Source organism: Croceibacterium atlanticum, from assembly GCF_001008165.2.
Taxonomy (GTDB): Bacteria; Pseudomonadota; Alphaproteobacteria; order Sphingomonadales; family Sphingomonadaceae; genus Croceibacterium_C; species Croceibacterium_C atlanticum.
In genome coordinates, this window is sequence record NZ_CP011452.2 from 577,108 (window position 1) to 596,761 (window position 19,654).

Annotated in this window: 19 protein-coding genes and 1 tRNA gene; 15 read left to right on the forward strand and 5 right to left on the reverse strand. The window is 60.9% G+C overall.

The features are described from left to right. Positions 1-60: 60 nt before the first annotated feature. From WYH_RS02765 to WYH_RS02780, 4 genes are all read left to right on the forward strand, one after another. Positions 61-708, forward strand: a complete 648-nt coding sequence (locus WYH_RS02765) for a carbonic anhydrase (protein WP_046902619.1) — start codon at positions 61-63, stop codon at positions 706-708. 265 nt (positions 709-973) lie between these two features. Beyond that, positions 974-1,687 (forward strand): NYN domain-containing protein, encoded by a 714-nt coding sequence (locus WYH_RS02770; RefSeq protein ID WP_046902620.1) that lies wholly within the window; start codon positions 974-976, stop codon positions 1,685-1,687. A 63-nt stretch (positions 1,688-1,750) separates the two neighbouring features. Next, positions 1,751-2,545 (forward strand): DUF1206 domain-containing protein, encoded by a 795-nt coding sequence (locus tag WYH_RS02775; protein ID WP_046902621.1) that lies wholly within the window; start codon positions 1,751-1,753, stop codon positions 2,543-2,545. Further along, positions 2,542-3,324: a MauE/DoxX family redox-associated membrane protein gene (locus tag WYH_RS02780; protein ID WP_235979781.1), complete on the forward strand. Its 783-nt coding sequence runs from the start codon at positions 2,542-2,544 to the stop codon at positions 3,322-3,324. The genes WYH_RS02775 and WYH_RS02780 overlap by 4 nt, the downstream gene beginning before the upstream one ends. 3 nt (positions 3,325-3,327) lie before the next feature. Here WYH_RS02780 and WYH_RS02785 read toward each other — a convergent pair whose 3' ends face one another. Both WYH_RS02785 and mutL read right to left on the reverse strand, forming a co-directional pair. Continuing rightward, complete coding sequence (locus WYH_RS02785; protein WP_053833364.1) at positions 3,328-3,822, reverse strand: hypothetical protein; 495 nt, start codon at positions 3,820-3,822, stop codon at positions 3,328-3,330. Further along, positions 3,822-5,624, reverse strand: a complete 1,803-nt coding sequence (gene mutL, locus WYH_RS02790; protein WP_046902622.1) for a DNA mismatch repair endonuclease MutL — start codon at positions 5,622-5,624, stop codon at positions 3,822-3,824. The genes WYH_RS02785 and mutL overlap by 1 nt, the downstream gene beginning before the upstream one ends. A gap of 180 nt (positions 5,625-5,804) precedes the next feature. Between mutL and WYH_RS02795 the strand changes: the two genes are divergently transcribed. The 6 genes from WYH_RS02795 to WYH_RS02820 all read left to right on the forward strand — a co-directional run bounded on the left by WYH_RS02795 (position 5,805) and on the right by WYH_RS02820 (position 11,649). Further along, positions 5,805-6,851 carry a rod shape-determining protein gene (locus WYH_RS02795; RefSeq protein WP_046902623.1) on the forward strand — a complete coding sequence of 349 codons (1,047 nt, stop codon included), beginning with the start codon at positions 5,805-5,807 and terminating at the stop codon, positions 6,849-6,851. A 34-nt stretch (positions 6,852-6,885) separates the two neighbouring features. Beyond that, a complete protein-coding gene (locus WYH_RS02800; protein WP_046902624.1) occupies positions 6,886-7,782 on the forward strand; it encodes a rod shape-determining protein MreC in 897 nt (298 codons plus the stop codon). Further along, positions 7,782-8,336, forward strand: coding sequence for a rod shape-determining protein MreD (gene mreD / locus WYH_RS02805; RefSeq protein ID WP_046902625.1), 555 nt, complete (start codon positions 7,782-7,784; stop codon positions 8,334-8,336). Before WYH_RS02800 ends, mreD begins: the two co-directional genes overlap by 1 nt. Before the next feature lie 3 nt (positions 8,337-8,339). After that, entirely contained in the window at positions 8,340-10,373 is a 2,034-nt protein-coding gene (gene mrdA / locus WYH_RS02810) for a penicillin-binding protein 2 (RefSeq protein ID WP_046902626.1), read from the forward strand. Then, positions 10,370-11,488, forward strand: a complete 1,119-nt coding sequence (gene rodA, locus WYH_RS02815) for a rod shape-determining protein RodA (RefSeq protein ID WP_046902627.1) — start codon at positions 10,370-10,372, stop codon at positions 11,486-11,488. Before mrdA ends, rodA begins: the two co-directional genes overlap by 4 nt. Before the next feature lie 85 nt (positions 11,489-11,573). Then, positions 11,574-11,649 (forward strand) — tRNA-Lys (locus tag WYH_RS02820). A 329-nt stretch (positions 11,650-11,978) separates the two neighbouring features. Here WYH_RS02820 and WYH_RS16745 read toward each other — a convergent pair. From WYH_RS16745 to WYH_RS02840, 3 genes are read right to left on the reverse strand one after another with little or no spacing between them, the layout of a single operon-like run. Then, positions 11,979-12,455: a hypothetical protein gene (locus WYH_RS16745; RefSeq protein ID WP_156320051.1), complete on the reverse strand. Its 477-nt coding sequence runs from the start codon at positions 12,453-12,455 to the stop codon at positions 11,979-11,981. Further along, positions 12,448-12,648, reverse strand: a complete 201-nt coding sequence (locus WYH_RS02835; protein WP_046902629.1) for a hypothetical protein — start codon at positions 12,646-12,648, stop codon at positions 12,448-12,450. The genes WYH_RS16745 and WYH_RS02835 overlap by 8 nt, the downstream gene beginning before the upstream one ends. After that, positions 12,645-13,211: a recombinase family protein gene (locus WYH_RS02840; RefSeq protein ID WP_046904746.1), complete on the reverse strand. Its 567-nt coding sequence runs from the start codon at positions 13,209-13,211 to the stop codon at positions 12,645-12,647. Before WYH_RS02840 ends, WYH_RS02835 begins: the two co-directional genes overlap by 4 nt. Positions 13,212-13,428: 217 nt before the next feature. Between WYH_RS02840 and WYH_RS16400 the strand changes: the two genes are divergently transcribed. The 5 genes from WYH_RS16400 to WYH_RS02860 all read left to right on the forward strand — a co-directional run bounded on the left by WYH_RS16400 (position 13,429) and on the right by WYH_RS02860 (position 19,652). Next, positions 13,429-14,121, forward strand: coding sequence for a DUF6884 domain-containing protein (locus WYH_RS16400; protein WP_156320052.1), 693 nt, complete (start codon positions 13,429-13,431; stop codon positions 14,119-14,121). Continuing rightward, entirely contained in the window at positions 14,100-14,795 is a 696-nt protein-coding gene (locus WYH_RS16405; protein ID WP_218917152.1) for a GIY-YIG domain-containing protein, read from the forward strand. The genes WYH_RS16400 and WYH_RS16405 overlap by 22 nt, the downstream gene beginning before the upstream one ends. 7 nt (positions 14,796-14,802) lie before the next feature. Further along, entirely contained in the window at positions 14,803-15,474 is a 672-nt protein-coding gene (locus WYH_RS02850; protein ID WP_046902630.1) for a DUF6946 family protein, read from the forward strand. 211 nt (positions 15,475-15,685) lie between these two features. Beyond that, entirely contained in the window at positions 15,686-18,733 is a 3,048-nt protein-coding gene (locus tag WYH_RS02855; RefSeq protein WP_046902631.1) for a BPTD_3080 family restriction endonuclease, read from the forward strand. Then, on the forward strand, positions 18,726-19,652 hold the full coding sequence (locus tag WYH_RS02860) for a hypothetical protein (RefSeq protein WP_053833367.1): 927 nt from the start codon (positions 18,726-18,728) through the stop codon (positions 19,650-19,652). The genes WYH_RS02855 and WYH_RS02860 overlap by 8 nt, the downstream gene beginning before the upstream one ends. The last annotated feature ends 2 nt before the right edge of the window (positions 19,653-19,654 follow it).

Genomic DNA, 19,654 nt, shown 5'->3' on the forward strand with positions numbered 1-19,654 from the left:
AACCGCTCACTTAGGGAAGGCTCTTGCCAGTGGCAATGCCGAGGGGCATCTGCTCCCTTCATGGCACATATTTCTTCCGAACTTTCCGAGCTTATTGAAGGCTATCACCATTTCCGGGAACATGGCTGGAAGCCCGAGCGGGAGCGATGGACAGCGCTGAGCGAAGGCCAGCAACCGAGCGTGATGGTCATCGCCTGTTCCGATAGCCGAGTCGATCCTTCACAGATCTTCAATGTCAGCCCGGGCGAGATCTTCGTGGTCCGCAATGTCGCCGCTCTGGTGCCGCCTTTTGAAACCAATCCCGGCCATCACGGCGTTTCTGCCGCGCTGGAATTCGCGGTGCAGGTACTCAAGGTGAAGGAAATCATGGTGATGGGCCATGGCATGTGCGGCGGTTGCCAGGCGGCGCTGACGCAATCCATGCATGGCAGTGAACCGGGCAATGGCGGCTTTATCGCCGACTGGATCGAAATGCTGGACGAAGCCCGCGCCCCGATCGCCAGCAAGCTGGGGACGAGCGGCCGCGAGGCAGAACTGGCCATGGAACAGGCCGCGGTGAAGGTCAGCCTTGCCAATCTGCGGACCTTCCCTTGCGTGCAGGCAAAGGAAAGCCGCGGCACATTGCGCCTGAGCGGGGCCTTCTTCGCCATTTCCGATGGCGTGCTGCATCTGCTGGACGAGCAAACCGGCGCTTTCGCTCCGGCCTGACAAGCGAGTGCGGCCGGGCGCGCTGGAACACTTGGAACACTGTTCCAGCGCGAAAATACCCGGCCCAACCGCACGCGGATTTTTGCGATTTCTCAGGCTTTTGCGGCTTGGCATAGGCATTTTGCCCGGAAACAGTACGGGAATGGTTGTAGGAAAGCTTGTTCTTTGCCGGATGCTGCGCCGGGCACACCCGTCCACAATTGTATGAGCCTGGCTATGGCGCCTTCGCTTGCCTTGGGCGCCCCTCCCCGCCATCAAGCGGGTCATGGAAGAGGAAGCACTCAAGAACATCGCGCTGCTGATCGACGCAGACAATGCCAGCCACGCCGGGATCGACCCGGTGCTGACCGTTCTGGCGGAGCTAGGGCAGGTCAATATCCGCCGGGCATATGGCAATTGGGCCAAGCCGGCGCTCAGCAACTGGAGCAAGATCACCCATCGCTACGGCCTGCAGCCGATGCAGCAATTCGATCTGACCAAGGGCAAGAACGCCACTGACATGGCGATGACGATCGACGCCGTGGATCTGCTCTATCGCGGCAAGGTCGACGGGTTCGGCATCATGAGTTCGGACAGCGATTTCACTCCGCTGGTCACGCGGCTGCGGCAGGATGGGCTGACCGTATATGGTTTCGGCAATGCCAAGGCGCCTGAACCGTTCAAGACGGCCTGCACCCGCTTCATCGATGTGGACCAGTTGATCCGCACATCCGAATCCGAAGACGGGAAACCCGCGTCCACCAGCCCGATCGACAAGGACCTGATCGAACTGCTGGGCGGTGCGTGGAAGGCGGCCAGCCGCGATGACGAAGGTTTTGCCCGCCTGCACGAAGTCGGCCAGATCGCCGGCAATCGTTCCAGCTTTGACGTGCGCAACCATGGCTACAAGCGTCTGTCCGACCTGATCCAGGCCGCCAGCGACAATTTCAAGCTGGAACGGCGCGCGGACAACCAGCTTTACGTCAAGCGAGTGCGCTGACGCAGGCCTTTGGGCACGAATTGCCGAGATGTCCGTTAACTTCCCGAACTGACAGGGGAAGTAATGCTTCAGGCATCTGATAAAATTCGCTGGCTTGTAAGGCTCGGCTATCTTTCGAGAGCGGTGCTTTACGGCATGATCGGGGTGCTTGCCCTGAACAGTTCCGATCAGGTGCGGGATGGCGCGAAAGGCGTGTTCCGGGCGATAGAGGATTTCCCGGCCGGCACGGCCTTGTTGTGGATCGTTACAATCGGGATGGTCGGTTATGCGCTGTTCCGTTTCGCTTCCCCGCTATTCGACATCGAACATGAGGGCAGCGACAAGAAGGGGATTGCGATCAGGATCGGCCATGCCGGCAGCGCCATTGGCCACCTTGTCCTTGCCTATACCGCTTTCCAGCTTGCAACGGGCAGCGGCTCTGGCGGCAATGCTGCGCAGGAAGCCGCGGCCGGCGTCCTTTCCTTCCAGCTCGGTTCCTTCGTCCTGGGCCTGTTGGGCGCTGCCTTTTTGCTGACAGCCATATTCCAGGCGAAAAAGGGCGTTTCCGGCGAATTCATGAACCGGGTCAGCTCTGCTGCCCCATCAGCCACCCGCTGGATCGGAGGCCTGGGCTATGCTGCGCGGGCTGTGGTCTTCGCGGTAATCGGCTGGTCGCTGATTCAATCGGCCTGGTTTTCGACCAGTTCCGAAGTGGTTTCGCTTGGCGGGGCAATTGCCTCGCTAAGCGATGACGGGATCTGGTTCGATCTGGTGGCAGTCGGCCTCGTGCTGTTTGGAATCTTCAGCCTGTTCCTCGCCCGTTACCGGATCGTGCCGGATCTTGGTCCGGACGGAAGAGTACCGAGTTTCCGGCTATGAACGACATGTCTTCCGCGGCAAAAAACAAGGCAGGGACCAGCGGCAAGAATGCCTCCCTCTACCGGATGGTCATGGAAAAGCATGTCTGTCCATATGGCGTGAAGTCCAGATGGTTGCTGGAACGCAATGGCTACACGGTGGAAGACCACCATCTCACCACGCGTGAACAGACCGATGCGTTCAAGGAACGGCACGGCGTGGCAACCACGCCGCAGACCTTTATCGGCGGGGAACGGATCGGCGGATATGATTCCCTGCGCGAATATTTCGGGCAAAGCCTGCCCGCAGAAGGCGAGACGAGCTACAAGCCGGTGCTGGCGATATTCGGCGTCGCGCTGGGGCTGGCAGTCGCGCTGAGCCTGTGGGCTTTCGGCACGGCTCTCACCATTCGCGGGGCCGAATGGTTCGTAGCCTTTTCCATGGCGATGCTGGCCATGACCAAGCTGCAGGATGTCGAAACCTTTTCGACCATGTTTGTCGGCTATGACCTGCTGGCGCGGCGATTTGTGCCTTATGCCTATGCCTATCCATTTCTTGAGGGGGCAGCGGCTATTCTCATGGCCGGAAGGCTGCTGCCCTGGCTTTCGATCCCAATTGCCCTGTTCATTGGCACGGTTGGCGCCGTATCGGTATTCTATGCGGTCTATGTGCAGAAGCGGGAGATCAAATGCGCCTGCGTGGGCGGCAGCGGGAATGTGCCGCTGGGCTTTGTCTCGCTGACAGAGAACCTCGCCATGATGGGCATGGGGCTGTGGATGCTGCTGCGCGCGCTGGCCTGATGATCAGGTGCGGCACTGGGCCAGCCCCGTCCCTTCATAGACCACGCGGCCCTGGGGATCGCGGAGGGTGACAGTGCCTTCGTAATCGACACTTTCCCCCTCTGACGGCTCCCCCTCCCCATCGAGCCGGAGCTGCAGCGAATATTCCCGGCCATTATAGACCGAGCGCGTGCCGTTCAGCAGTTCACGCGCACCCGGATCGGCGGCAAAGCGCATCATTTCGCCCTCCACCTTGACGAATGCATCGACCGGCCGGGCAATCACGCGTGTGCCCAGGCTGGTGCCCGGGGCGAAATTGCAGGCTTTGCCGAGCAGATCATACCGTTCGATATCCGGATAGAGGATCGGTTCCGGCGTGATCTCGCGCAGGGGCGCGCCCATCTTGTTCGCCTCTTCCACCATGGCGATATCGCGTTCCGCCTGTGCCGCACGTTCCTCTGGCGAGATTTCCTCGGAGCAGCCGGCCAGAACCAGAACCGCCAAGACCATGCGCCGCATCAATGTCTCCCGAAAAGTTTTTCGACGTCCTCCATGGACAATTTAACCCAAGTTGGCCGCCCATGGTTGCATTGTCCTGAACGCGGCGTGCGTTCCATCTCACGCAGAAGTGCATTCATCTCTGCCACTGACATTGTGCGCCCTGCGCGGACCGACCCGTGGCAGGCCATCGTGGCCAGCACATATTCGATCTTCTCCCCCAACAGAAGGCTGTCGCCATGCCGGGCAATGTCATCGGCGAGGTCAATCAGAAGCTTTTCCGGATCGGCATTTTTCAGCGCGGCTGGCAAGGCCCGAACCAGCATTGCGCCAGGGCCGAAGCGTTCCATGACCAGCCCGAATTCCAGCAGCTTTTCCGCCTGGTCTTCCAGCCTGTCGCAGGCCGGTTCGTCCAGTTCCACTACTTCCGGCATCAGCAGGGCCTGGCTGGCGGCGATCTTTTCGCTCATCCCGGCTGCGCGGAGCCGTTCCAGCACCAGCCTTTCATGCGCTGCGTGTTGATCCACCAGGACCAGCCCGTCGCTTGCTTCGGCGACGATATAAGTGTTGGCCACTTGCCCCCTGGCAATGCCCAGCGGGTATTGGCCTGCTTCCTCCGGCAGTTCCTCGGCCATTTCGGCGCGGCCCTGCGGCGCGGCCAGCACTTCGGATTCACTGCCGCGCCAGACGGGGCGCGGTTCGGCGAGCGATGGCGAAGGCGCGCTCCAGTCCCGTCCGGAGAAGATCGAACGAAGGGCGGGCGATGGCTCATCCCTTGCCGGCTCCGCCTGCCAGCGGCCCATGGCGGCCGCATCGGGGGCCTGCGCACTGCGGCGATCGCCGGTGGAAAGCGCCTGCCGCAATCCGGAAACGATGAAACCGCGCACCGCCGGGGCATCGCGAAAGCGGACCTCCGTCTTGGCCGGATGGACGTTCACATCCACATCCTCGGGCGGCAATTGCAGGAACAGGGCCAGCACTGCGTGCCGATCCCGCGCGAGCATATCGGCATAGGCGCCGCGCACTGCCCCCGTCAGCACGCGGTCCTTCACCGGGCGGCCATTGACGAACAGATATTGATGATCGGCCACGCCGCGATTGTAGGTCGGCAATCCGGCCAGCCCGGTCAGCCGCATCTCCCCGCGTTCAAGATCGATCGAAACGCCGTTATCCGCCAGTTCGCGGGCGATGATCTGCGCCACGCGCGCTTCTGTCCCTTCCCCGCCCTGAAGGCCGAGGATCCGGCGGTCCCCGTGCTGGAAGGTGAAGCCGATATCCGGTCGCGCCATTGCAAGCCGGCGGACCACGTCGAGACAGGCGGCATATTCGCTGCGCGGCGTGCGCAGGAATTTGCGCCGCGCCGGAATACGGCCGAACAGGTTTTCCACCCGGACGCGCGTGCCCGGCGGGAGGGCGGCCGGCCCTTCCTCCATCAATTGGCCGTGATCGACAACGCGCTTCCAGCCCTGTTCCGCGCCGCGCACCCGGCTTTCCAGAGAAAGGCGGGCGACGCTGGCGATGGAAGGCAAGGCTTCCCCGCGAAAGCCGAGCGTAGCCACCTGTTCGATCGCATCGTCCGGCAATTTGGACGTCGCGTGGCGTTCCAGTGCCAGCGCCATTTCATCCGCGGTCATGCCGCAGCCATCATCGGTAACTTCGATCCGTGCCAGCCCGCCTTCGGCAATGGTAACGGCAATCCGGGTTGCGCCGGAATCGATTGCGTTCTCTACCAGTTCCTTGAGGGCGGAGGCGGGCCGTTCCACCACTTCGCCAGCCGCGATGCGGTTGATCAGCGTCTCTGGAAGGCGGCGAATTGCGGACATTGGGCCCTAGTAACGCCCGCCCAGTTCGATTTCGAGACGAGCCGTGTAAAACTCCCCGAAAATCGACAAAATTTTTGGCCTTTCACGGCACAGCAAGCTAAGGAGCCGGCTCTTCCGGTTTGCGCAAGCCGCTCGCATCCCGGCCTGCCAGAAATTTTGCGGTGAGATACGGATCGGTCGATGAGTTCCTTCTTTTCTCAGCTGTTCAAGTTCGGTTCGCAGAACATGGCCATCGACCTCGGTACGGCCAATACGCTGGTCTATGTGCAGGACCGGGGCATCGTTCTGAACGAACCTTCCGTTGTCGCCATCGAAACCATCAACGGCGTCAAGCGCGTGAAGGCCGTGGGCGACGATGCCAAGCTGATGATGGGCAAGACGCCGGACAATATCGAAGCGATCCGCCCGCTGCGCGACGGCGTGATTGCCGATATCGAAATCGCGGAAGAAATGATCAAGTATTTCATCCGCAAGGTGCACGGCAAGAAGAGCCTGTTCCGCTATCCCGAAATCGTGATCTGCGTTCCCTCGGGCTCGACCTCCGTGGAACGCCGCGCGATCCGCGATGCGGCGAGCAATGCCGGCGCCTCCGAAGTTTTCCTGATCCTGGAACCCATGGCTGCGGCCATCGGGGCGGACATGCCGGTTACCGAACCTGTCGGTTCCATGGTTGTCGATATCGGCGGCGGCACGACCGAAGTGGCCGTGCTGTCACTGCGCGGCCTGGCCTATACCACCAGTGTCCGCACCGGCGGCGACAAGATGGACGAAGCCATCGTTTCCTATGTCCGCCGACACCACAATCTTCTGATCGGCGATGCCACGGCGGAACGCATCAAGAAGGATTATGGCTGCGCCACCGTGCCGGAAGACGGCACCGGGGAAATTATCACGATCAAGGGCCGCGACCTGGTGAATGGCGTGCCCAAGGAGATCACGATCAACCAGTCGCATATCGCGGAGGCTCTTTCCGAACCGATCGGCGCCATCGTGGAAGGCGTGCGTATCGCCCTCGAAAATACCGCGCCGGAACTGGCGGCGGATATCGTGGACCAGGGGATCGTGCTGACTGGCGGCGGTGCGTTGATTCGCGGCCTGGACGATCATTTGAAGGAAGAAACCGGCCTGCCCGTCAGCATTGCGGAGGATCCGCTGTCCTGCGTTGCCGTGGGTACCGGACGGGCAATGGAAGATCCGATCTATCGCGGCGTTTTGATGACCGCGTAAGGCCGGTTCGCAAGCAACAAGGGAAAGGGCGGGCATGGCGCCGCCGGCAAGCCGCCGTACGGGAAGCAACAAGAAGGCGCAGATGGGCGTCTTCACTGGTTATGTCGTCGCCGGGATCGGCGCGCTGATCGGTGCCACCTTGCTGATTATCTCCATCTGGCGACCCGAAACCTTTTCTGGAATCCGGACCGCGGCCAGCGACGTGGCCTCCCCGGCGGGGGAGATCGGGGCAGAAGCGCGCACCGAAGGGCGCGGCATTTTTGCCGCCATCGCCGGATATTACCGTGCAGGCAGCCGCAATGCGGAACTGGAACGGGAAATCCGCATCGCCCGCGTGAAACTGGCAGAAGCCGAAGCTGTCGAGCAGGAGAATGAGCGGCTGAAGGCCGTGCTCGCCCTGTCGGCCGGGCAGACTGAGCCTGTGGCCTATGCCCGGCTGATCGGCGGCACTTCCTCCAGCGCCCGCAGGTTCGCCTATCTTTCAGCTGGCCGCGATGACGGGGTGAAGCCGGGAATGCCGGTCAGTTCTCCCATGGGGCTGGTCGGCCGTGTGCTGGAAGCGGGGGCGCGCAGTTCACGCGTGTTGCTGCTGACCGATCCGGAAAGCATGATCCCGGTGCGCCGGGCGACCGATGACGTGGTGGCCTTTGCCGAAGGGCGCGCCGATGGTTCGCTGCGGCTGCGGCTGGTCAATCTGGGCATCAATCCGATCAGGGAGGGCGATGTGTTCGTCACTTCCGGTGCGGGCGGATTGTTCCGGCCCGGTACGGCCGTGGCACTGGCGACGGAGATCACGAAAGACGGCGCCATTGCACGCCTGCTGAGCAATCCGGCCGCCACCGATATCGTGGTGGTTGAACCCGTCTGGCAACCCGAAGCCGTAAGGGCCGTCACCATGCCGGACGCATCCGATCAGGCCGAAGGCGACTGATGGAGCGGCTCAATCCGCAGGCGCGGCGGGACGCGTTCGGCAGCAAGATCAATCGCGACCATTTGCCCCTCCTCGTTTACGGTGTGCCGTGGCTGACGATATTGCTGGGTTCGCTGACCCCGTGGTTGCCGATTATCTCGCCGGCGCCAGTCATGCCGCCCATGGCGTTGCTGATGATGCTTGGCTGGCGGCTGCTGCGTCCGGGGGTGCTGCCCCTGTGGGCCGGCCTGCCGATCGGGCTGTTTGACGATCTCTTTTCCGGGCAACCGTTGGGCAGCGGTATCTTGCTGTTCTCACTCGCCCTGATTGCAGTCGACCTGATCGAAATCCGTTTTCCCTGGCGCAGCTTCTGGCTGGACTGGCTGACCGCCACGGCAATCGTCGCCATCTATCTGTTTGCCTGCGCGGTAATTTCCGGGCTGGCCTTCAACCCTGTACAGCTTCGGGTCATTCTTCCGCAGCTATTGCTGTCGATCGTGCTCATCCCCATTCTTGCCCGCGTGATTTCCCTGCTCGACAGATTCCGCCTGATGCGTATCCGGCGCCTGCGCTGACCCATGGCCCTGAACAAGTTCACCTCCAGTTCGCTTCGGCAAAGTTTCGACCGCCGCAGCTTCATAGTGGGCGGTATCCAGGGCGGCATTGGCGTGCTGCTGGCGGCGCGCATGGGCTATATCGCCGTGGCCGAGAACGAAAAATACGAGATGGAGGCGGAAAGCAACCGGGTAAACCTGTCGCTCATCCCGCCCCGCCGTGGCTGGATCCTCGACCGCAATGGCGCACCGCTGGCATCGAACAGGGCCGATTTCCGGATCGATATTTTTCCCGACAGGCTCACCGATGCCGATGCAACGGTGGAACAGCTCAGCGATCTGCTGAACTTCTCGCCGGCGGAAAAAGAGGATCTGCGCGACAGGCTGGACAAGTCGGCAGGATTTCAGCCCGTTCCTGTGGCCAGCGGGCTGGAGTACGAAACATTCGCCGCGGTCAGCGTGCGCTTGCCGGACATGCACGGTGTCGTGCCGCAGCGCGGTTTTTCCCGCTATTACCCGACCGGGGCGAGCGTGGGCCATCTGATCGGCTATGTCGGCCCCGCCTCGCGCGAGGAGTATGAGGCCGATCCCAGCCCCCTGCTTGTCACGCCCGGTTTCAAGGTCGGCAAGGACGGGCTGGAAAAGCAGTTCGAACAGACATTGCGCGGCGAACCGGGCGCAAGGCGGGTGGAAGTCACCGCCTCGGGCCGGATTGTCCGCGATCTCGAAACGAGAGAAGATGTCCAGGGGAACGCGATCCGGCTGACGATCGACGGCCCGTTACAGGATTATGCAGCCCGGCGCATCGGGCTGGAATCCGGTTCCGTCGTGGTGATAGATTGCCTGACCGGCGATTTGCTCTGCATGGCGTCCATGCCCAGCTTCGATCCCAACAGCTTTTCCGACGGTATCGGCCGCGTGGAATACCAGATGTTGCGGGATGACGAACGGGTTCCGCTGCGCAACAAGGTGCTGAAGGGCCTGTATCCGCCGGGTTCGACGGTGAAGCCCATGGTGGCCATGTCCTTCCTCGAAGCCGGGCTTGACCCTCATGCGGCGACGACCTGCACAGGCGGGCTGCGCGTCGGCAATCGTGTATTCCATTGCTGGCAGCGCGGCGGCCATGGCCGGGTGGATATGGCCAAGGGCATTTACCAGTCCTGCGACGTGTATTTCTATCACTTTGCCCAGCAGCTTGGCATGGATGTGATCGCCCCCATGGCCCGGCGGTGCGGCATGGGGCAGGAATTCCCCCTGCCCGTCACCAGCCAGTTTTACGGCACAGTGCCCGATCCGGCGTGGAAGCTGCAGAAATACGGCCAGAAATGGCAAGCTTTTGACACGGTGAATGCCACGATCGGCCAAGGATACATGCTGGCCAACCCGTTGCAACTGGCAGTGATGTCGGCCCGCCTCGCCACGGGCAACAAGGTGATGCCGCGCCTGCTGATAGACGGGACGCGCCCCAAATTCGACACGATGAATTTCCACGGTGACCACGTGCAGGTGATCCAGAACGCGATGAGCGACGTGGTGAACGGCCCCGGCACGGCCGGGCGCGCTCGCCTGCCAATCGATGACGTGCTGCTGGCCGGCAAGACGGGTACCGCGCAGGTTGTCAGCCTCAGTGTCGCCAGCGGGAAGAGCGGGCCGTGGAAATATCGCGACCACGGTCTGTTCATCAGTTTCGCGCCTTTCGACAATCCCCGCTATGCTTGCGCCGTGGTGATCGAACATGGCGGCGGATCCAGCGCTGCCTACCCTATCGCCCGCGACGTGATGACATTCCTGTTCGACCCCGCAAAGGGATTGGACGCGTTGCACAAGCTGGAAGAACAATGGGGCGGTACGGCGCAGGAACGTCTGGCCGCGCAATATGCGCAATATGCCACTGCCGCCGGTGTCGATCTTCCCCCCGCCCCGGCCGATCCGGTCGCCGTGGCGCGGGAAGTGGATGCCGAAGCGCGTGCTGCCGCGCAGCCGGCCACCGCCGCGACCGAGGCCGTGACGCCTCGGCCCGAACCTGAGGCGAACACGGCAGCGAGGACGGGCGAATGAAGGGAATTGCCCTTCCGGCAACTCTGGCCGAGCTGCCCTGGCGCGTCCTCTTGCCACTGACGCTGCTGGTGACCTTTGGCGCAGCGGTGCTCTATTCTGCGGCCGGGGGCTCGTTCCAGCCCTTCGCTTCGTCCCATCTGCTACGCTATGCCATCTTCCTGGCGATGGCGCTGATCATGTCGCGCATACCGCAAAGCCTGGTGCAGCTGGCCGCCTATCCGGCCTATGCGGCCATCGTGATCCTGCTCGTGCTGGTGGAAATATTGGGCGCAGTGGGGGGCGGCAGTCAGCGCTGGCTGGAACTTGGCTTCATCAGGATCCAGCCATCGGAACTCATGAAGCCCGGCATCGTGCTGGTGCTGGCCAGTTTCTATCATTCGCTTCCGGCCGGGATGACCGGAAGCTGGCGCGCCCTGTTGCCGGCAGCCGTGCTGATCGGCGTGCCGATGGGCCTGGTTCTCATTCAGCCGGATCTCGGTACTGCGCTCGCCATCGCATTTGGCGGGGCGGTGGTGATGTTCCTGGCCGGATTGCCCACCAAATGGTTCGTGGGCGGCGGCGTGGCGGCGATAGTTGCCGTCCCGCTCGCTTTCTTCTTCGCGCTGGAGCCTTACCAGCAGCGCCGCGTAACGACCTTCCTCGATCCGGAGAGCGACCCGCTGGGCGATGGTTATCACATCACCCAGTCGAAGATCGCGATCGGATCCGGGGGCCTGTTCGGCAAGGGATTCGGAGAAGGATCGCAAAGCCACCTGAACTATCTGCCCGAACCGCATACGGACTTCGTCTTCGCAACCATGGCTGAAGAATGGGGCCTGCTCGGCGGCCTGCTGGTGTTGCTGGTTTTCGGCATCGTGCTGCGCTGGGGCCTGACCGTTGCGCGCAACGCGCCAGACCGCTTCTCACGCCTTTTGGCGGGCGGAATCACCGCCACGATTTTCTTCTATGTCGCCATCAATCTCATGATGGTGATGGGCCTGGCACCGGTCGTCGGCATCCCCCTTCCCTTCATGAGCCATGGCGGATCATCCATGATGACGAACATGATCTGCATCGGCAGTCTGATGATGGTGGAACGCTGGAGCAGGCAGCCCGGAACAAGGAATTTCGGTTAATTTGAAAGCAGGGCTTTTCACGCGCGATTCTCGCGCTATATGAACGCCTCCCGACGATTCGGGGTTCCGCGGAAAACGCCGGAATGGACGCATAGCTCAGTTGGTAGAGCAGCTGACTCTTAATCAGCGGGTCCTAGGTTCGAGCCCTAGTGCGTCCACCACATTTTCAAGCACTTAGCGAAAATCCTTCTTTGGGCCAGAGGCCCGTGTCCGTCCCATGTCCGGCAGAGTGCCCCTTGGGAACCGTTGGCGTCCGAACAGCCCGAGCATGGTCTCCCGATTGTCGGCGAGCTTCTTCATAGCCTCGTGATACCAGTCCCCGGCGTAGGCGTTGCGGGAACTCTTGGCCTTGCCTTCGGGCGTCTTCGGGCCGGTCGATGACTTCCACGGCTGTGTGGCTCGGATAATCTCCGCCTGCCGTGCTCTGCGTTCTGGCGTCCACGCCGACTTGGTGCCCATGATGCACATCCTGTTCAGTTCGTTTCGCAAGTTATCCCTTCCTAGCCTCCTGCTCAACCGGGTCGGTTGGCGCGATCAGGAAGTCAAAATTCATGTCCGGGGCTGACGGTTTCCAAGGCAGACCGGAGGGATAGGTGACATCGTATGGCTGCCACTGTGATGCCGGATCGAGCGAGAGGAGCGTAAACCACTCCCCTGCCCTGCTATGCCGCATCATCAGGTCATGCCAACGATCTGGATCGCGGAACCTCGCGTGAACGGCAGCATGGCAACGCTTACAGCAACCGTAGACCTTCAGCGGCTCGCGATAGTCTTCCAGATGAAGAAACCGATAGTCGCGGGCCTGCGGGCGCTCACTTCGGCCATCTAGGCAGACGGTGCAGATTGTTGGCCGCGTCAGACGACCGTCGCGGATGGCAGCGTTCTGAAGGGGCGTGACGGCACATCGCTGCGTCCATGAAAATCCGTTGTAGGCTATCTCCCAAGGTCTGGGGCGGCGATCAATCATGGTCGTCCCCAAGCCTGCGCTTGATGGTGGCAAGGGAGGTATCGAGCGATGCAACTCCCATGCGGAGTTGAGAGGCAAGCACTCGCTGCATGTCCGGTGCGTTATCGCGCCTCTGCCCTTCCACAGCGATCATGTGCATGTCTTCGAGCTTCGCCGTGACATCGGCGAATAACCGGGGGATCGCATCTCTCATGCGGCCACAGGCTCCGAGAGGATGCGGTAGACCGAACTGCGGCTCACCCCCAACTTGGCTGCGATCTCGCAAGCGGCGAGCCCACTGCCCCGCAGTTCGTGCACCTGCGACGCCTTGCGCCGGGCTGTAGGGGCTCGCCCTCTGTATTTGCCGTCAGCACGCGCCTTCTGGATGCCTTCCCGCTGCCGCTGAAGAAGAAGCTCGCGCTCGAATTGTGCGAACGCTCCGAACATAGTGACAATTAGCTTCCCGGACGGTGATTGTGTGTCCACAGCCTGCCCACCGAAGTCGAGTATGCGCAGCCCCACCCCCTTGGCTTCAAGCGTGGCGATGATCGCAAGAAGGTCCGCCGTCGAACGAGCGAGCCGGTCAAGCCGGGTCACACACAAGGCGTCGCCCTCCCGAACGAAGTCCAAGGCCGAAGCGAGTTGCTCCCGTTGAGCTACGGAACTGACCCGTTCAGTGAAGAGCTTGCTGCAACCCGTTGCACGCAGGTCGCGCTCTTGCGCTTCGATCCCGGCAACCTGATCGGCAGTGCTCACACGGGCATACCCGATCTTCATGTAATCTCCTGTAATTACACACATATTACAGGATAATGCTGCCACGCAGCGACACGAAAGTCACGAGAAAGGGGAGCCGATTGACGAAAAATCTCGACGAAATGATTGCGAAAAAACTGCCTAGCCAAGTGTGATTAGCATCCATTACCAAGTCGTCATGTCACAGGCAGATCGTATCCGGGCGTTTGTAGTTCAGAGGTTGGTTCAACCTGCGAGAATGGCAGGTCATTCTTCTTTGACCGTTCGAGCGGGTGACGTGCATCAGGCGATGGGTCTGGTGAACATGCCACGCGCCGTATGCAGTGTCCTTCGTGGATCGAAACTACATCAAGACGGCGGCGTGATCTTCAAGGGGCAAGAAGGTCCGGCAGACGGCATGAACGTCTGGTTCCATTTCGATCTGACAGGCGACCCTATTGAAGCGCCTGCGGCGCGTCGCATCCCGACCTCCCCGGTCAAGCCCTCGTCACCAATCCGGGATGTTTCCGATTGGTCCGGCGCTCTCGCGTTGATCTCCTGCACCAAAGCAAAGCTCTCGAAGTCCGCCCCTGCGCGTGACCTCTATTCATCCCCAGCGTTCCAGATGAAGCGCCAGTTGGCAGAACGTGCGGGGGCTTCTTGGGTCGTGCTGTCCGCCAAGCATGGCCTCCTGCAACCGGATGACGTGGTGGAACCCTATGACGAGACATTGACCACAATGGGTGTCACGGCTCGGAAGGCATGGGCGCGCAATGTGTTGCCAACGCTAATCCCGCTTGCTCGTGAAGCCGGTCATGTCGTCTGCCTTGCTGGTCAACGCTACATCGAGTTTCTGGTCCAGCCCATGACGGAAGCCGGGGTGAGTGTATCGCAGCCGCTGAAGGGCTTGCGACAGGGAGAACAGCTTGCATGGCTGACGCAGCATCAATGAACAGGCTGGACCATCTCCGGCGCTTCTACGACCTGCTGGATGATCTTGCGGATCGGCAGCGCGGACCTCGCCCACTCGCCGATGCGGTTGCGGCACTAGGAAATGAGAGCGGCGTCTATTTCTTCTTCGAGCCTGAAGAAGTGCGGTCAGACAGCGGGACCGCTCTGCGTGTCGTCAGGGTTGGAACTCATGCGCTCAAGCCGGGAGCAAGCTCGACGCTTCGCGGTCGCCTGCGACAACATGGCGGGACAAGGGCAGGTAGCGGTAATCACCGGGGCTCGATCTTTCGCCTTCTTACGGGTGACGCCCTGATGAGGTGCGGGAGTGAAGCAGTCTGTTCCACGTGGGAAGGAAAACCTGCGAACAAGCTCCTTGAAGCTCCGCTCGAACTGGCGGTGAGCCTTCGCCTTGCGCTCACCCGCGTGGTCTGGCTTCGCATTGACGACCCGCCCGGACCCGGCAGTCAACGTGGTTGGATCGAACGCAACTCAATCGCCCTCCTAAGCAATCACGGGAAGACACAACTTGATCCACCGTCAGCGGATTGGCTCGGCCAACACTCAAGTCGCCCGCTTGTCAGATCGTCCGGCCTATGGAACCAGCGCCATGTCGAAGAGCGGTATGATCCGGCGTTTCTTGATGATCTTGAACTGCTGATCGGCGATCACCGATAGGATGGTTATGACCAAGATACTCATCCCATCAGCCGGAGCCGACGACTGGCAACGCTTCCTCGCCAAGCCTGATCTTCAGTGGAAGTGCGGCTATTCAGCGCGAGCCCTTGCCCACTGTTGGGAAGCTACGAACGGCATCCCGCACGAAGTCGCCGAGATTATGGCCGGTGGGTTCGGCGAGCCGGAACTTCTCTTCGCCGTGCCGGAGCACAAGACCTCCCTTCCGGGCGGCACACGCGAGAGCCAGTCCGATATTCTGGCGCTGGTGCGACATGAAGCCGGGCTGGCCACTTACACCATTGAGGGAAAGGTCGAGGAGGCGTTTGGCGATACGGTAGCTGATTGGAGCCGCAAGCCTTCCGATGGCAAGATTGAGCGGCTGTCCTACCTTTGCGCAACGCTGGGCATCGGGGACTGCCCACCCGGTGTTCGCTATCAGTTACTCCACCGCACCGCATCTGCACTGATCGAGGCCGAACGGTTCAATGCTTCAATGGCCGGAATGATCGTGCACTCCTTCTCGCCAGCGCGGCGCTGGCTCGATGATTTTCAGAGTTTCGTCGCGCTTCTTGGTGGCGGAGACATTGCGCCCGGCCAATCCGTTGTTATCGACACTCCGTCTGGCCGCCCGCTCTTGTTGGGTTGGGCTTGCGGACAGGAACGGTTCCTCACCGCCTAGCCAGTCCCACATGGCTCTATGGCCCTGCGGAACCGGCGTCTCAAAAGTCGAAAACCACTTCTGTGCGACGCCATTGCAGGGCCATCGCGACAGATCGGTCTTTCCCACATGGGCAAACCCATGTGGCAGACTTTTGTTGTCAATTCAGCGGCTCACGGCCTTGTGATTGGTGCTCTCTTAATCAATACAGGTCAGGTTGAGGGGGCTTTGCGTGTCACAATCGTTTTTCGATCATCCTATTCTTAATTCGCCGTATGAACCGCCAACCCGGCATCATGCGCTGGACGAAGACGGTCAGCCGCTTGAACAGCCTCCAATCGAAGGTCGGCGACCCTGCGACTTCATCACGCCGGTTCCTAAGCCAAAGCGCCGGTCGAGCAAGGCTGCACAAGCCTCAATGTTGTTCGACGATGCGACCGGCCTTTCCGATGACGATCAGGAATACAATCCGAAGCCGATCATCAATGAGATACGTGCGCACGTCACCACGTGGCGCAATCTGCCCAACGACCGGGACTGGGGCGTTACCCCGGCGACGGCTCGCCTACTGCATCATTGGCGGCGCACCGAGGTGGAAGGTCTCCGGCCATTCTTCTGTCAGGTCGAAGCCGTCGAAACGGTAATCTGGCTGACCGAAGTTGCACGGACGCAGAAACGGTATGCTCACCTGTGGAAGCATATCGAAGGTGCCAACCGGGCATCGAGCCCGGAACTGATGCGTATCGCAATGAAAATGGCGACCGGCGCGGGCAAGACCACTGTCATGGCGATGCTGATCGCGTGGCAGACCGTCAACGCCGTCCGCTCCCCGAATAGCAGCTATTTCAGTCGAGGGTTCCTTATCGTCGCGCCGGGCATCACCATCAAGGATCGGTTGCGCGTCCTGCTGCCCGACGATCCCGACAGTTATTATCGCAACCGCGACTTGGTGCCCTCCGATATGCTCCCGGAGATCGGCAAGGCCAAGGTCGTCATCACGAACTACCATTCCTTCAAACGCCGCGAGACGATGGATGTCTCAAAGGTCGGGAAGGCCCTGCTGCAAGGTCGTGGCGAGGCTCCGACAACCATCGAGAGCGAAGGGCAGATGCTTCAGCGCGCCTGCGGCGAGTTGATGACGATGAAGAATGTTGTCGTCATCAATGACGAGGCGCACCACTGCTATGAAGAGCGTCCGCAGGGCAGTATCGAAGAACTGACCGATGCTGACAGCAAGGCCGAAGCCAAGGAAAACAAGGAAGCTGCGCGGCTCTGGATCAACGGCATCAAGGCGCTGAAGAAGAAGGTCGGCGTGCGGGCCGTCTATGACCTTTCCGCCACCCCGTTCTTCCTCGCCGGATCAGGCTACGTCGAAGGCACCTTGTTTCCGTGGGTTGTGAGCGATTTCTCGCTGATGGACGCCATTGAGTGCGGCATCGTGAAGCTCCCGCGTGTGCCGGTGGCCGACAACCTGCCGATTGCCGACATGCCAATCTACCGCAAGTTGTGGGATCACATCGGCAAGGAGATGCCGAAAAAGGGCGCGAAGAAGTCCGAAGACCTCAACCCCCTGAAGCTCCCGACTAAGCTGCTGACGGCGCTGGATGCGCTCTATAATCATTATGTTCTGGTCCATGAGGAATGGAAGCGCGCGGGCATCCCCGTGCCGCCCGTCTTCATCGTGGTCTGCAACAACACTGCCACCTCGAAGCTGATCTACGAATACATCTCGGGCTGGGATCGCCCCAATGCGGACGGCGAACTGGTCAATGTCCATCGCGGTCATCTCGAACTATTCCGCAACTACGATGAGCACGGCAACCGGATCGCCCGCGCCCCTACCCTGCTGATCGACAGCGCACAGCTTGAGAGCGGCGAGGCGTTGGATAAGAACTTTCGCAAGATTGCCGAAGCCGAGATCGAGCAGTTCCGGCGCGAACGGCAGGAGCGCACCGGGCGTGTCGAAAATGCCGATGACATCGACGATGCCGAATTGCTTCGGGAGGTGATGAACACCGTTGGTCAAGTCGGGCGTCTTGGCGAGAATATCCGCTGCGTCGTCTCGGTCTCAATGCTCACCGAAGGTTGGGACGCGAACACTGTTACGCACATTCTCGGCGTTCGGGCTTTCGGAACGCAGTTGTTGTGCGAGCAGGTCGTCGGGCGCGGCCTGCGCCGCCAATCCTACGAACTCAACGAACAGGGCTTGTTCGATGTCGAATATGCCGATGTGCTCGGTATCCCCTTCGACTTCACTGCCAAGCCTGTCGTGGTCAAGCCCACACCCCCCAAGCTCGTCACTCGCGTCCACGCTGTAAAGGAGCGGGTAGCCGAACGCCCGGAGTTGGAGATCATCTTCCCCCGCGTCGAAGGCTACCGCGTCGATCTCCCGGAAGAGAGGATCAGCGCTAACTTCACCGATGACAGCCGGCTGATTGTCGATCCCGAAATGATCGGCCCTTCCCGCGTCACCATGTCGGGCATCGTCGGCGCAACCGATGAATTGGCAGCGAAGGGTGTTGGCGATGACCGGCCCAGCGCCGTTGCCTATGCCCTCGCCGCTCATCTGCTCAAGCGGTTCGGTGACGAAAGCGGCGACTTGCCGGTGCACCTCTTCGGGCAGGTCCGGCGTATCGTGCGCGAATGGCTCGACGGCGGCTATCTGGTGCTCAAGGGCGTGCCCATGGGCGTGCTCGATTACCTTGAGATCAAGGATCAGGCGGCAGAGCGCATCTTTCTTGCCTGCCAGCGGTATGAGCATGGCCCGAAGTCGATCAAAGCGATCCTCGATCCCTACAATCCCAAGTCCACCACCCGGCACGTGAACTTCACGACCAGCAAGGACACTTACTCGACCAACCACCGCCGCAGTCACGTCAGCCATGTGGTCTGTGACAGCACGTGGGAAGCCGAACTCGCCCGCGTGCTCGAAACCCATCCTCGTGTCGTGGCCTACGTGAAGAACCAAGGCCTCGGTCTGGAAGTCCCATACCGCGATGGAGCGAAGCCGCGCCGCTACATCCCGGACATGGTCGTGCGGCTGGATGACGGCAAGGGCCCGGACGATCTGATCAACCTCGTCCTAGAGACCAAGGGCTATCGCAAGGGCGATGCCCAATTGAAGGCGGAGACCATGAAGACCCTGTGGGTGCCGGGTGTGAACAATCTCGGCACGTTCGGTCGCTGGGTCTTTGCCGAGTTCTGCGACATGCCTCTGATCGAGAACGACTTCGATACGTTGGTCGAGATCATTCTGGCGGAAGGCAATGCCAATGTCTGATCGCAAGAAATACGCTGGCACGAACGAAGACCTTGCCGATCACGCGCTTGAACCAACAATGCGTCGCCTCATCGCTGTCGCTCTCGATGGAGACACAATTACCTATGGCGACATTAAGCACATGCTAGAAACCGAGGAAGGCTTTTCAACCATCTTCGCTACGCGGATCGGGTTTGTCGCGGGCACGCTCATGGAGCGCCTGCAAAAGGTCGATCCCGCTGCGCCGCTAATCAATGTCCTCGTCGTCAATCAAATCGACCGGCAACCTAGCAAGGGTGCAGGCAGTTTCATGGCTGCACGGTTCGGCATCCCGCAGTTGGCGAAAGACGGTGCCAAGGAGAAGCATCCCAAGCTGTGGGAAGATACCTACCAGCGAGCCGCTGCCGAGGTTTATGCCTATGAGGCGAAGGACTGGACGAAACTGTTCAAGAAGGCGTTTGCGAACGACTTGACCCTCGGCAAGATCGAGGAAGAACGGGAAGCCCGAAAGGAAGGGACCGAAAATGACGGTCTCGATTACAATCACCGCAGTTATGGAAAGGGCGGTGAAGGCCCGGAACATAAAGCATTGCGCGAATGGGTGACGGCCAACCCCGGAGCCATTCGGAAGGGCTTCGCCTCTGCCCGCACTGAAACGGAAGTCGATCTCTTTTCAGGGGATCGCGTTGATGCGGTCTTCTACTGCCAGGATCGGACCATCGTTGTCGAAGTCAAATCGCTCATCTCGAATGAGATCGACCTACGGCGTGGCGTCTATCAGTGTATCAAATACCGTGCCGTGAAAGCTGCGATGGACGTTCGGGACGATCCTCTCGTTGAAGCCTTTCTGGTGACGGAAACCGCAGTTTCTGGCGAGATCGCAAGCCTCCTTCGTCTACACAAGATCAAGCACTTCGTTGCTCCGCAAAACAGGAATTGAGT